The following is a 13,839-nucleotide window of genomic DNA, read 5'->3' on the forward strand; positions in this document are numbered from 1 at the left end:
AAAAAGACAAAAAAATAGCCGATAGAAAACTATCGGCCACTAATTTATGAATTACTTCAATAATTCTGCAACTTCAAAACTCACCGAAACACGTTCTTTATTGGCTTTGAGATAAGAATTTTTAGGAAGTGGAATTCTTATTTCATCGTCATAATTATCTTGAATTCGGCGACCTGGCACTTTGACATTAAGTGTCTCTCCTAGCTCATTTAAGGTACTTTCAGGACCTTCCACTTCAATTGTACTAGGATTAAGATTAATCACACTAGAAACAATGTAGCGTTCCTGTAAAGGAATACTAAGGCTATCGACACGCAACCTGATGATACGTTTTACTTTTTTGTCAAACTCCAATTCAAAGCGGTCGGTAACAACATAATTTACACGAACATCTTTGATATAATCTGAAAGAGAGTCGGCTAATGAACCTGTATTTAAAAACTTAGTTTTTAAGGGCTTATTAATCGAGTAATATACGGGTGCTACATCTAAAGCTAAGGCCTTTCGTAGCAAACTCCATCCGTTACCTGTTACATGAACTGTAATTTTTTCGGGTAATGGCTGAGTCGGGATATACAGAGAATCGTTGTACGTAAAACGAAGCGGAAACGAAATCTTTTGGGAATAACCGTCTTTATTCAACGCATTCATGATCCAAAAAACTGTTGCAGCCAAAATGCTTAGAAAAAACGCACGATAGTCTGTTTTTGAAGTATTTGGTTTCATCGAAAATAAGATTTCAGTCAGAAAAGAGAAATGTAAATCTTCACACCCACTCTATTTCCTTAGATGAATGGCTCTCAACTACTTATTCAGCAGTTAATTGAGAAGAAGCATCTTTAGAAATGGCTGTCTTTAGAAATACAATACGTACACCTTTGCTAGCATCAACTTCAACTACAACTGTTTTTTCACGAACCGAAACGATTGTTCCATGTGCACCACCAATTGTAACTACTTTGTCACCAGCTTTAAGTGAATCTACATAAGCTTGTTGCTCTTTTTGTTTCTTTTGTTGAGGACGAATCATGAAGAAATACATGATAACAAACATCCCAACAATCAAAAACAATGATGACATATTACTACCTGCTACTTGTAAAAGAATTGAATTCAACATAAAATTTTTACCAATTTGAAGATTTAACATTTGAAAATATTCCCAAATATGGGAATTATTGGGATTCTTTTGTGCTTAGAAATTCTTATTTTCTTTTAAACACTTCTACTTTAAAGCTAAATGTATTTTCGGAAGGCACCGTATTAGCATAAGCCGTAATGGTCTTATTTTGCTTGCCTTCTTTATTTTTACTATTAAACTTTACCGTAATAAAGCCTTGTTCACCCGGAGCTACTGGCTGTGTTGAATAAGAAGGTGTAGTACAACCACAAGAAGTACTAACATTACTAATTACCAACGGCATGTTACCAGTATTTTTGAATTTGTAGGTATGAACGACAGAATCGCCTTCGGTAAGTGTGCCAAGATCGACAAATGGTGTATCGATTTGCATCACTGGGAAGCTGTCGGCTGTAGGGCGAAGACCTGCCAATGAATCGGCTAAAGCTTCGCTAGGTGATTTTTGTTTGTTTTGGCAGGCCGCCAATGTTACGATTGCCGCAACAACGATAAGAATCTTTTTCATGATGATAAAGGCAAAAAGAAGAACAGACGATTGGGGTGTGTATTGACCAACCGTCTGTATTTTTGAGTTCTATTAAGCTTTTGCTTTGATTTGATTCATCATATTCTCAACATCTTCAAGTAGTCTCTCAGCTTTTTCACGAGCCTCGTTTACTACTTTTTTCCCTTCTGATTTTGCCATAGTTTCAGGAATTTCTTTTCCTTCGATCAAATCAGTAATAAGGTTTTGTAGTTGATCACGATATTTTTGCAATTGGAACAACAATTTGCTACGAGTATTTTCTCCTTTATCTGGAGCATACAAGATGCCCAACACCGCACCAACAGCAGCACCTGTCATAAATGCCCAAAAGGTCTTTGATGATTTGCTCATGAGTTGTTTTCGTTAATTAGATTTATAACTGAACCAAGTGTTAAGACGTTAGAAAAGCGGTAGACTATGGCAAAATAGGTTTGATGTCAGCTAACACGTTATCATCTAATTTTCAAACATTCATTGTAAACATTGCTGTTTACAATCCATTTCGAACCATAACTAGGCTACTAATCGCCTATTTTTATTATTCAATGAGTTGCGAATATATACATCAACATCCACAACTCATCAATCAAAAATTATTTATTATCAATCAAACCACGACCAGACTTACGAACGATACCGTCCTCAGCAAGTTTTTGAGAAAGTACATCTAACAAACCGTTCACAAATTGTCCCGATTTTGGTGTCGAGTAATTTTTAGCAAGCTCGATATATTCGTTGATAGATACTTTTACTGGAATACTTGAGAAATGAATCATTTCGGCCAAGCCCATTTTCAAGATAATCATGTCGGTCATTGCCAAACGGTCAGCTTCCCAGTTTTTGGTTTGCTCAATGATGATTTTTTCATATTCATCGTCATTGTTGAGCGTTTGGTCAAATAGGTCTGTAAAATAAAATTTATCGTCGTCCCAATTCAAAGCTAATGGCTGTAACACCAATTCAGCGATGTTTTGGATTTTGAAAGTCTTCGTTGTTAAGCTTTTCAAAACATCTTTATTTTCGCCCCAATTTAAGTCTTTTTCTTCAAAATATGCCACCACAGAGTGATGTTTCAAGATGAAAGTCTTAAGAAGGTGGACAACAATGGCTAAATCTTCTTCAAAATTATGCTTTGATGTACGAAGGTACGATTGGAATTGCGTATCTGGCAAAACCGCATCCAAGAAAAGTTTACGGATAAAGTTTTGGTCATCTTCTGTCCAACGAAGATCACGTCTGATGATTTCGTTTTCGAAGTTAGGAAGATTACGAAGGGCAAGAATTACTTGGTTTTCGCCAAAACGAGAAGTTTTGTGTTCACTTTCCAAAAGGCGACGTTGTTCGTCCCAAACTGCCACGTCAGCAAGTTCGACCAACAACAAAAGTAATTTCAAGTAATTATCATAGATTTTTTCTACTTCTTCAATCATAGCGTGCTTGATACGCACACGGTCGCGTTTTACCGCATCGCGATAAATGGCCAATGCTTGTCTTCCTGCATTTTTTGAATCAGCAGGAATATCTTCAGCTTTAACCTCACCCTTGAATAATTCTTCGAAATAGAGTTCAGCCAGCTTGCGTAAACCTTCAAGTTTAGGCATCTGTTCTTCTTTCGGAATCATTAAATCAAGATTTGGTAAAAATTGCTCGGCAATATAATCGAAGGCTAATTGATAATTGGCACGTTCCACTGTGCGGAAGGCATAGATAGTTTGGAATGCTTTTGTACGGAGTAAGCGTCGGTTGACCATTGGATATGCAAAGAACGTTTTTGTAAATTTTTAACTGCACCATACCTTGGCGCTGAAAATCAGTGTGCAAAATTAGTATTTTTTTTAGAAACATACATTAGTAAAAAGAAAAAAAGCTTCGATTTTAAAGCGATACTTTTCGATTTCTGAAGCAAGGGCTTGAAATTGTCCATTCTTTTCGCAATTCTTTCTAAATCAACCCAAAACCTCAAGAAGTGCATGACCAATAATGACTTGTAAGCAAAAAATTAAAATCAAATATCCAAAATCCACAATCATCTAATTATGTTTGTGGAAGATTGTACAATAGACCCAAAAACATATCAATGTATCGACATCGCTGGAAACTATTGCGAATGTACATTGGTTAATTATACATGAAAGCATTAAAACATCTCAATAAGTATTTCTTCCAATATAAGTGGTATTTGATTCTGGGTACGCTATTTACATTTATCTCCAATTTGTTTGGAGTGGTACCTGCCCAAATTGTTCGTTACGCTTTAGATTTAGTAAAAGAAACTATTTCTCTTTATTTTCTATATGATGGATTTGGTGCGCAAACCGTTGTATACGAAATCTTTGCTTTCTCGATTTTGCTCTATGGCTCATTGATTCTAATTATGGCTTTACTCAAAGGGATTTTCTTATTTTTTGTAAGACAAACCCTCATTGTAATGTCACGCCATATTGAGTACGACCTCAAAAACGAAATTTATCATCATTACCAAACCTTGCCTTTGAGCTTTTACCGTAAAAACAATACTGGCGATTTGATGGCTCGTATTTCGGAAGATGTTGGCAAAGTGAGAATGTACGTAGGGCCGAGTTTGATGTATGGACTCAACCTTATTTCGGTATTTGTTTTGGTGGTTGGATATATGCTTTCGGTAAATGCTAAGTTGACTTGGTATGTATTATTGCCTGTGCCATTCTTGTCAGGAAGTATCTATTTTGTTAATACCATTATCATTCGTAAATCAGAAGAGATACAAGCAAACCTTTCCAAAATATCCACATTTGTTCAGGAAGCTTTTTCAGGAATTAGAGTGCTAAAAGCTTTTGTACAGGAAGAGCCATCTACTGTGGCTTTTACCAAACAATCGAATATTTATCGTGAAAAATCATTAGACTTGGTAAAAGTAGATTCTCTCTTTACACCGCTGGTTTCTATTTTGGCAGGGTTAAGTTCGGTTTTGGTTGTATATATTGGTGGACAAGAAGTAATGTCAGGCAGACTAACGCCTGGTAGTATTACCGAATTTATCATGTATGTGTACATGCTCACATGGCCAATGATTGCCTTGGGTTGGACTACCTCTCAAATTCAGCGTGCAGCAGCTTCGCAGCAACGTATCAATGAATTTTTGAATATCAAAACAGATATCGTTTCAACAAAAGATATCTCTCAGACCATCAAAGGAGCTATTGATATTAACCGTGTACGATTTGTATATCCAGACTCAGGAATTGAAGCGCTACATGATTTTAGTATGCACGTAAAAGCAGGTGAATCTGTAGCGATTTTAGGCACTACAGGCTCGGGTAAAAGTACCGTAGCCAACTTGCTTTGTAGAATGTACGATACCACAGAAGGACAAATCAAAGTGGATGGTTTTGAGTTGAAAGAATGGAATGTACAAAGTCTCCGAGGTCAAATCGGCTATGTGCCTCAAGATGTATTTTTATTCTCTGATTCTATCAAAAACAATGTACGTTTTGGTAGCTTGGATATGTCTGACGAACAGGTAATTCAAGCCACGAAAGATGCCGATTTATACAATAACATCATGGACTTCCCTGAACAATTTGATACCGTGTTGGGCGAAAGAGGCGTTACTTTATCGGGTGGTCAAAAACAGCGTTTGTCTATAGCAAGAGCCATTGCAAAAAGTCCGAAGATTCTTATTTTGGACGACTGTCTTTCGGCTGTAGACACCAAAACAGAGCATCAGATTTTGAATAACTTACAAGAAATTATGAAAGGCAGAACATCTGTCGTAATTTCTCATAGAGTATCTTCAGCAAAGCTAGCTGATAAAATTATCATGCTTGATGGCGGTCATGTTATCGAGCAAGGAACGCATGATGAACTTATGGCTAAGGAAGGCGCCTATAAAGAACTTTTTGAGAAACAACTTCAAACAGAAGAAACTAATTCGTAAATTGGAGCTAACCTTTATAAAATTTTGGAGTGACGATTTAGCTTTAATATATTCAGCAAAACGCTCTGCTTGTAAAGGCAGGGCGTTTTTTGCGTTTGTGCATTTTAATTTATTCAAATCAGATTCCTAATCAGTCATTATATTCTTGAAAACGATAAGTGCTTATGCAGCATACATTCAAACACAAAGTATATCACGTCTTAGAGGTAGCGCGGGGGAAAAAAAATGGGGTCAATTGGCTAGTCAATATCCTTATTATGAGCATTATTGCACTCAATACCGTGGCCATTATTCTCCATTCTGTCCGAAGTATTAGACGCGAATTTGATGAAGTTTTTGTTGATTTTGAATATTTTTCAGCTGTATTTTTCACTATCGAATACTGCTTACGATTATGGGTTTGCACCGAAAACGAGAAATATAAACATCCTATTTGGGGGCGTTTACGGTATATGACCTCAACAGGCGGTATTATTGATTTGCTGGCTATTCTACCGTTTTACGTATCTCACTTTACTTCGGATACTGGACTAATCCGTATTTTGAGATTATTCAGGGTATTTAGACTATTCAAATTTTCTCGATATGTTCATGCCTTAAGAGTTATTGAAGGTGTGATTAAGGAAAAAAGAGAAGAATTAGTATTGAGTTTAGTTTTTCTAATTTTCCTACTACTCATTGCATCTTCGGTCATGTATTATCTTGAGAGTCCAGCCCAGCCAAGAGTTTTTTCGAGTATTCCTGCAACTTTATGGTGGGGTATAACCACCATAACATCAATTGGTTATGGCGATATTTACCCAGTTACTATTTTGGGAAAAGTATTCGGCGGGATAATCGCAATTTCGGGAATTGCTATCATTGCACTACCAACAGGTATTTTAGCGTCAGGATTTGCAGAACATATCAATATTCACAAAAAAGAGCGAGAAAAACATAGGTTTTGTCCACATTGCGGCAAAGAACTACCATAAACTCTTAACAAAAGTCAATATTTTGATTTTCTATGCCTGAAAACTACGTATAGTATGTATCTTTCTGAAAGATTTATGGAAGAATAATCGCTTTTATAAGTTATTGAAATCAAAGGCATTCAAACTTTTTGATAGCCCTCAAAGAAAGAGTAGCAGTAGTACCAAAATAGAAGAACAATTCAATAATTTTTACTTTGATAAACCATAATTAATTGCGACTGTGCGGGTAAATTTTTGCTAGAAAGTTAATAAAACTTCATATTATCGAGCTAGTTTAGTCTAAAAGCTTCAAAATTTGTGTATTTTTGACAATTACTAATATTGAATTTACCATCCTAATCCAAACGAACCAGTTCGCCAGAAAATTTACAATCTGCCTATGGCAAAACTATTAATAATCGACGATGAAAAAGCCATCCGTGGCGCCTTACGTGATATTCTTGAATATGAAGGGTATAGCGTAGAAGAAGCAAGCGATGGAGAACAGGGACTAGAAATGGTCAAAAACAATGACTATGATGTAGTTCTTTGTGACATACGAATGCCCAAAATCGAAGGTTTGGATTTGTTGCTACGAGCCACAGAAATGGGCAAAGGGACTCAATTCATTATGATTTCGGCTTTTGGTAATGTGGAAACAGCCGTTGAAGCAACCAAACGTGGGGCCTTTGATTTTATTTCGAAGCCACCAGATTTGAACCGCCTATTGGTGACAGTACGAAATGCCTTGGAAAGAGGAAAAATGATCACTGAAACTAAAGTACTCAAAAAGAGAGTATATAAACTCAATGAAATTGTTGGAGACTCGGATGCTATTCGCCGAGTAATTGACACTTCTGACCGTGTAGGACCTACCGAAGCTCGTGTATTAATTACAGGACCAAATGGTTCAGGAAAAGAAATGGTTGCCAAACGTCTTCACGAAAGAAGTAATCGTGCCCACATGCCTTTAATCGAGGTAAACTGCGCGGCTATTCCTTCTGAACTGATTGAGTCAGAACTGTTCGGACATGAAAAAGGAGCCTTTACTTCTGCCATCAAACAACGAATCGGGAAGTTTGAGCAAGCAGATGGTGGGACTTTATTTTTGGACGAAATTGGCGATATGAGTCTTTCGGCTCAAGCAAAAGTACTTCGTGCTTTACAAGAAAATAAAATCACACGCGTAGGTGGCGATAAAGAAATCAAAATCAATGTACGTGTTTTTGCCGCTACCAATAAAAATTTACAATTGGAAATAGCAGAAGGACGTTTCCGTGAAGACTTATTCCACCGTCTGAACGTAATTCCTATCCACGTTCCTGCTTTGAATCAGCGCCCTACTGACGTACCATTATTGGTAGATAAATTCTTACAAGATATCGCCGATGAATACGGTCAGCCAACCAAAGAAGTAACCGATGATGCCATGAAGTATCTTCAGTCTCTTCCATGGACGGGTAATGTTCGTGAACTACGCAACGTAGTGGAACGCTTGGTCATCATGTGTGGTGATATCATTAATCTCGATGACGTAAAACTCTTCGCTATGCCAGTCATTTAGATTGGAGATTGTGGATGCTGGAATTCGGATTTTCTATATACAAAAAGAGATGGTCTTTCGACCATCTCATTTGTATTACATGCTATCTTATTTAAGTTTTAATATACTCTTCGATATTAAAATCTGTAAACCCTGAAGCATAGGGTGCATAAAGAGGATGACGAGGATGCCCTATTTTTGTTAACTCTCCTATTTTATTCCACCTTATATTATAATCTTTGGATAGTATATAAATAGCTTTAATACAATCAGTAAAGTATTTGCGTAGCTTTATCTTTTCGCTCCAGCTTGCCAAAATCACAAATGACTCTCTACTATTTAATAATTTTGAGATTTCTTCAATATTCTGAGAAAATAAATTTTCATCCATTTCTAAATGTAAATCATTAGGATATGTAGCTCTTTGTGGATAAAGATTTAGCATAATAAAGCTATCAAAACCATTCCCCTCTGCAAAGCCCATTACTCTATTAATAGTACGGTCAGGAGTTTTTTCATCAGCCGTACTTGGATTTAACCCAACAACAATTCAAGGTTTTTCTAACATACTTCCCAATATGAAACGTGCTGTATTATCACTAGTCTTTTCATAAATCTCAATATTATATTTTATCTTTTAAATGTTTGAACTTTTTGACAATATACAGTTCAATATTGTAATCATTAGATGATTAATAAGTTAGAAATTCTCCTAAGCAATTTTTGAAATCCCGAAACTCGCCTTCGGCTCAAACAGCGGGATTTCTTGACTTTCTTTTGTTACTTTTCTTGCGTCAAGGCAAGAAAAGTAACAAGTGGCGAATAGAAATATAGTTACTATTACACAACCCTATTTAGTTTAACATTTGATCAACTTTTACTCTATTTATCCTCTCATTTACATTCTCTTAGACCAAAAATACGTTATTGCCCCAACCAACAAAATCCCTAAGCCAATAAAGCTTTCTTGAGGTTTATCATAAATGATAAATAATAAAACAATCATACTAAAACCCACATACAAATACTGAATATAAGGGCTTAAAGGACTTCTGAAACGGTCGCCCTCGTGAGGAATTTTCAAGAAACTTGCCACAGCGATTGTTCCCATCAATTGCAATACAAAGGACGAATAGAGTAAAATCTGCTGCAAACTTCCAGACAACAACAATATCAAAATCACTGCACATAATAGCCATATTGCTCGAATTGGCACATCGTGCTTGTTAGTTGGACGAATCCATTTCCATAAAGTGTAATGTTGTGCCATCGAGTGTACTATTCTAGAACCTATCCAAATATAAGAACTCATTGTAGCTATCAATTGAAATCCAATCCCTGCACTAATCCACTTATTGGCGGTAGGACCTAGTATATTTTGAGTTGCTAAAATCGCTACCTCGGCTTGTCCTTTCAACTGTGCATAAGTTCCAAATTTCAAGAATACCAGCTGCAAAAGTACGTACACTACAATGACGCCCAAGGTGCCAAAAATCAAAGCCTTGGGTAAATCTTTGCTAGGATTGCGTATTTCTCCTACGATATACGCTGCTGCATTCCAGCCTGTGTAGGCATACGTTACATATAATAGTGAAACAGCAAAACCTGTCTTGGTAATTTCATTCCAAATTGGCACTTGGACATTAATAGCATTTTGAGGAATAGGTGCATACCAAATGCCTATTCCTAATAAAAAACCGATAAATAGTACTTTTACCACAGTGGTAATATTCTGAAAAACGCTACTATGCTTGAGTGAAAAGGAGTGCAATAAACTGATCAAAATAATCAATAAAACGATATACCAACGCAAATTAGGTATGTCAAACGGGCTCAAATAGGCTTCCATGGCAAGCGCTGCAATGGCTACGGGCGACGAAAAACCTACAATCAAAGAAGCCCAAGCGGTGAGATAACCCCAGAAAGGGTGAAAACCCTTACTAACAAAAATATAATCACCCCCAGATTCATTGTAATGCGTTCCTAGTTCGGCGAATGTAAATGCGCCAATCAATGCTAAAACACCTCCTAACACCCACAGCAATACAATACTCCAAACATTTTGTACATCGACTAATTGATATCCCAAACTGGTAAAAACACCCGTTCCAACCATATTGGAAATAACTAACATAGTGGCGGTTTTCCATCCTATTTTGTGCGACATAGGGCTTTTCTTTAAATAATTGCGAATATTTCTTCAAATATAAAGGCACAAAGCGTTTTACACTTTGTGCCTTTATTCCTTTTTCTAAATACTTTTTACAAAGTAAAATTCAGTCTTGCAAAAACATATCTGCCTATTGTACCCATCAGTGGCTGAGACTATTACTGTTTCTTTTCTGACTTAGCTGAGGGCTTTTTATCTTTTTCAGGAATCGGTAATTCTTCTTTGACAGAACTTGTTGAGGCTGGCATACTGGTATGATTTACCATTTTCCATTCGCCTTTAATCAACTCTACAATTCTTAACTCTTGAGAAGTTTCTTTTTTACCATCTAAGGTTTTTATTTGTTTAAAAGTCACCCACACATAGGTAGGATTTACTTTTCTGAAATTTGTTTTTTCTCTAGCAAACGTAGGCTTTGCCCCTTTTTTGCCCTCATTAAACCAAGTAGTTGCCCAAGTGCTCAAGGCATCCCAACCATCTTTCACAATTAATTGACCTTTTTCGTATTGAGCAAAGTAAGTTTGTGGCGTTTGGCGATAAAGCGTCATCCATGTTTCATAATCTTTAGCATAAAAAGCTTTGGTCTCGTCAGCTATCAATTGTTTGATTTTGCTTTGGTCTTCGGGACTAACGGTGTTTTGAGCTGTAACAGTACTGACAAAAAGTAGTAAAGTAACGCAAAGGAATCCTAGTGTTTTCATAAGTAAGAATGAGTAAAATGAAACTTTAATCGTGAGGCTTTAGAATAAAGGTAATAGGTTTTAAGTAAAAAAAACATCCTTTTGTTTGCCAAAACCTGAATCGTTTAGTTTGAAATTAAAAATTAATATCATCTAACTAGAAACGATTGATTCTCAAAAATGTCATTCTTAACATCTATTTTTTCTTACAAACATGAAACATAACTAATGTAGCGATTTAGTGATTAAGCGAGTGAGTGATTATGTGAAAATTTGTATTCCATCAGTAGAGAAGCAATGATTGCGTCTTAAGCCATTCATATCTAGCTTAATAGCATCAAAAAAGCGGTCGAAAAATATGTTTTCGACCGCTTTTTGATATCACTATGCCAATTTTAGAAAAATCACTCATGCACTCAATCACCAATCACTAAATTAGGGATGACTCATGCTTACTTTCTATAATCCAAGGCAGGTTTTCTGTCTCCGAGTAATGCTTCATATTTAAAGTCAGCTCCTCCACGTTTTTCTAGCCACTCAGCTTTCGCTTTATCAATAGTCGCTTGGTCATTCATCAAGTCAAGCGCTGTGATTGCTAGTGTTTTTGCGGCTACAATCATCCCTTTCTGTCCAATCGACATACCACTTGCAGCAGTAGATTGCCAGCTATGCGCCGACGAGCCTGGCACCCAAGTCGCAGTACCTAAACCAACCGTTGGTACTACCCAACTTACATCCCCTACGTCGGTCGAACCTCCTGATGTGGCACTTTCTGATGCATCAGTAAAATTTTTAATCTTAGCAGCATTGTTGATATCCTGCTTTTGCTCCCCTAATGTTTCTGCAATTTTCTCTGCAAACTTTTTCTCTTCGTCATTATACATAACCCCTCCTACTTTCTGCATATTTTGATGAACAAGCGTTGCTAATGTTACATTGGGTAAAAGGTTGTAAACACCCCCTAACACTTCCCATTCAACTTTTGTGCCTGTACCTAAAGCTGCACCTTGAGCTGCATTTTCGATACGTTTCCAAATACTTTGTAAGATTGCTCTGTCTTTATGACGCGCATAATAATATACCTCGGCATAGGCTGGCACTACGTTAGGAGCCTCACCTCCTTTGGTGATTACATAATGAATACGCGTATCCTGAGGGATATGCTCACGCATCATATTAATCATATAGTTCATCGACTCTACGCCATCGAGTGCCGAACGACCACGCTCAGGTGCGGCCGCTGCGTGCGATGCGATGCCTTTAAAACGGAATTTAGCATTTTTATTCGCCAATGACGTACTTGCATCCGCCGCATTCGCAGAACTTGGGTGCCAGTGCAATACCACGTCTACATCGTTGAAATACCCTTCACGAACCATATATACTTTGCCTGAACCACCCTCTTCGGCTGGACAGCCATAAATTTTGATGGTTCCTGGCTTACCTGATTTTTGCAACCAATTCTTTACTTCAATAGCCGCCGCCACCGACGCCGTACCAAAAAGGTTATGTCCACAACCATGTCCTCCTTTTTGATTAGGAATAGGTTTTATTTCGGGAGTAGCTTCTTGTGCCAAGCCTGGTAAAGCATCATATTCGCCTAAAATACCTATTACAGGTTTCCCTGCACCATAAGTTGCTACAAAGGCCGTTGGTATCCCTGCAATACCTGCTTGTACCTGAAAGCCCTCTTTTTTCAATTGCTCTTGCAATAAAAGAGAACTCTTTTCTTCCATGTAGCCAAGCTCTGCATAATCCCAAATTTGTTTTGAAATCTTGGCATATTCATCGAATCGTTTGTCAAGATTACCAATCATCGCTTGCTTCTCAGCTTCCAAAGGACTTGCTGTAGCAGCTTTCTTTTTTTGTGCCATACTTGCGAATGATAACATCGAAAGCACTAGCAAAACGCATTTCTTCATAAATAAAGGTAAGTTTTAGTTTTAGTAAAGTGAATATTGTGGACTTTGGTATTAAGTGCGTGGCAAAATAAAATTTAAGATTGTACTTTGGGCTTGCAGGTATCGGCTTTCGGCGGTGGGCTTGGGAAAAATGCATGTCTGTGGTCATTAAAAACATTTTAACACTCTTTGCCTTGTGCCTGTTGCCTAGTGCCTAAAACACAAAACTTAGCTCTAATTTTTGCCCACTAACATACTATATTTTCCGAATGATCTCCTCTGATAGCACTCTTGTTCTGGCTGCATAGACGCCATCGTCTGCTCCCTTTCCACAAGCTACAATCATACACACCTCGGCTCCTGCTGGAGCGTCAATCAATTTTTTGACCAAACGACTATCAAAACCTTCCATCGGACAGGTATCATATTGATGCGAGGCCATACTTAGCATAAATGTTTGTGCAGCCAAAGCACATGACTTATGCACCATCACTCGTTGGTCGGCATGGGACGAAACTCTCAAAAACGGTCGATTAAATCCTTTGACTAAAATGATAAGTTTGCGAAGTAAAGTCATAAAGCCAAACCAGTCATTGCGGTAAAACAAGGGCATCAGTTTGCCATAATAATCCATAGCTCGCTTGTCACGACCCGTGAGTTCTTTTCCCTGAAATTGTTTTTTGATATTGTCCAAGTTCCATTGAGCCATATTTTTCCAACGGTCTTGGCGGGTTAAAAATATGATAAGATGAGGGGCTGTTCGAGCAGCAGACTGATTGAAACAAGCCTTGGCTATAGCCTCCTTTTTCTCTGGACTACTCACCCACACAAATTCCCAAAGTTGCATATTACTGCTATTGGGCGAAAGTGTGGCTAACTCCAAACTTTTTTGGATAACCTGCTCGTCTATTTCGGCTTGAGCATCATATACTCGAACCGAACGGCGATAGTTAACAATCTTGGCAAAAAAATCTTGCTGCATGAGTCGTGTGTTGATGAATCAAATTGG

Annotated in this window: 13 protein-coding genes; 3 read left to right on the forward strand and 10 right to left on the reverse strand. The window is 37.5% G+C overall.

All coding sequences use genetic code 11. The annotated features are described in order from the left end of the window. Nucleotides 1-51 precede the first annotated feature (51 nt). The 5 genes from QM524_RS15445 to nusB form a co-directional block, all read right to left on the reverse strand. Nucleotides 52-726, reverse strand: coding sequence for a YbbR-like domain-containing protein (locus QM524_RS15445; RefSeq protein ID WP_095160169.1), 675 nt, complete (start codon nt 724-726; stop codon nt 52-54). Between the two features lie 82 nt (nt 727-808). Further along, nucleotides 809-1,120 carry a preprotein translocase subunit YajC gene (gene yajC / locus QM524_RS15450; RefSeq protein WP_176464326.1) on the reverse strand — a complete coding sequence of 104 codons (312 nt, stop codon included), beginning with the start codon at nt 1,118-1,120 and terminating at the stop codon, nt 809-811. A gap of 85 nt (nt 1,121-1,205) precedes the next feature. After that, nucleotides 1,206-1,646 (reverse strand): DUF1573 domain-containing protein, encoded by a 441-nt coding sequence (locus QM524_RS15455; RefSeq protein WP_205749701.1) that lies wholly within the window; start codon nt 1,644-1,646, stop codon nt 1,206-1,208. A 72-nt stretch (nt 1,647-1,718) separates the two neighbouring features. Next, nucleotides 1,719-2,018, reverse strand: coding sequence for a YtxH domain-containing protein (locus QM524_RS15460; RefSeq protein ID WP_095160170.1), 300 nt, complete (start codon nt 2,016-2,018; stop codon nt 1,719-1,721). 242 nt (nt 2,019-2,260) lie between these two features. Next, nucleotides 2,261-3,418: a transcription antitermination factor NusB gene (gene nusB, locus QM524_RS15465; RefSeq protein ID WP_283345267.1), complete on the reverse strand. Its 1,158-nt coding sequence runs from the start codon at nt 3,416-3,418 to the stop codon at nt 2,261-2,263. Nucleotides 3,419-3,795: 377 nt separating this feature from the next. Between nusB and QM524_RS15470 the strand changes: the two genes are divergently transcribed. The 3 genes from QM524_RS15470 to QM524_RS15480 all read left to right on the forward strand — a co-directional run bounded on the left by QM524_RS15470 (nt 3,796) and on the right by QM524_RS15480 (nt 8,100). Next, a complete protein-coding gene (locus QM524_RS15470; protein WP_283345268.1) occupies nt 3,796-5,583 on the forward strand; it encodes an ABC transporter ATP-binding protein in 1,788 nt (595 codons plus the stop codon). 164 nt (nt 5,584-5,747) lie between these two features. Further along, nucleotides 5,748-6,557: an ion transporter gene (locus QM524_RS15475; protein WP_166580364.1), complete on the forward strand. Its 810-nt coding sequence runs from the start codon at nt 5,748-5,750 to the stop codon at nt 6,555-6,557. 379 nt (nt 6,558-6,936) lie between these two features. Continuing rightward, the gene (locus QM524_RS15480; protein WP_095160173.1) at nt 6,937-8,100 is read left to right on the forward strand and encodes a sigma-54-dependent transcriptional regulator; all 1,164 of its coding nucleotides are present in this window, start codon (nt 6,937-6,939) and stop codon (nt 8,098-8,100) included. A 91-nt stretch (nt 8,101-8,191) separates the two neighbouring features. On the opposite strand, the gene QM524_RS15485 is transcribed toward QM524_RS15480, so the two are convergent. From QM524_RS15485 to QM524_RS15505, 5 genes are all read right to left on the reverse strand, one after another. Continuing rightward, a complete protein-coding gene (locus QM524_RS15485; protein ID WP_283345400.1) occupies nt 8,192-8,629 on the reverse strand; it encodes a DUF1643 domain-containing protein in 438 nt (145 codons plus the stop codon). A gap of 348 nt (nt 8,630-8,977) precedes the next feature. After that, the gene (locus QM524_RS15490; protein WP_283345269.1) at nt 8,978-10,246 is read right to left on the reverse strand and encodes an APC family permease; all 1,269 of its coding nucleotides are present in this window, start codon (nt 10,244-10,246) and stop codon (nt 8,978-8,980) included. Between the two features lie 161 nt (nt 10,247-10,407). Next, nucleotides 10,408-10,950, reverse strand: coding sequence for a nuclear transport factor 2 family protein (locus QM524_RS15495; RefSeq protein WP_283345270.1), 543 nt, complete (start codon nt 10,948-10,950; stop codon nt 10,408-10,410). 431 nt (nt 10,951-11,381) lie between these two features. Beyond that, entirely contained in the window at nt 11,382-12,851 is a 1,470-nt protein-coding gene (locus tag QM524_RS15500) for an amidohydrolase (RefSeq protein WP_283345271.1), read from the reverse strand. A gap of 235 nt (nt 12,852-13,086) precedes the next feature. Continuing rightward, the gene (locus QM524_RS15505) at nt 13,087-13,812 is read right to left on the reverse strand and encodes a nitroreductase family protein (protein WP_283345272.1); all 726 of its coding nucleotides are present in this window, start codon (nt 13,810-13,812) and stop codon (nt 13,087-13,089) included. Nucleotides 13,813-13,839: the final 27 nt, after the last annotated feature.

The organism is Flectobacillus roseus (genome assembly GCF_030056595.1).
Lineage (GTDB): Bacteria > Bacteroidota > Bacteroidia > Cytophagales > Spirosomataceae > Flectobacillus > Flectobacillus roseus.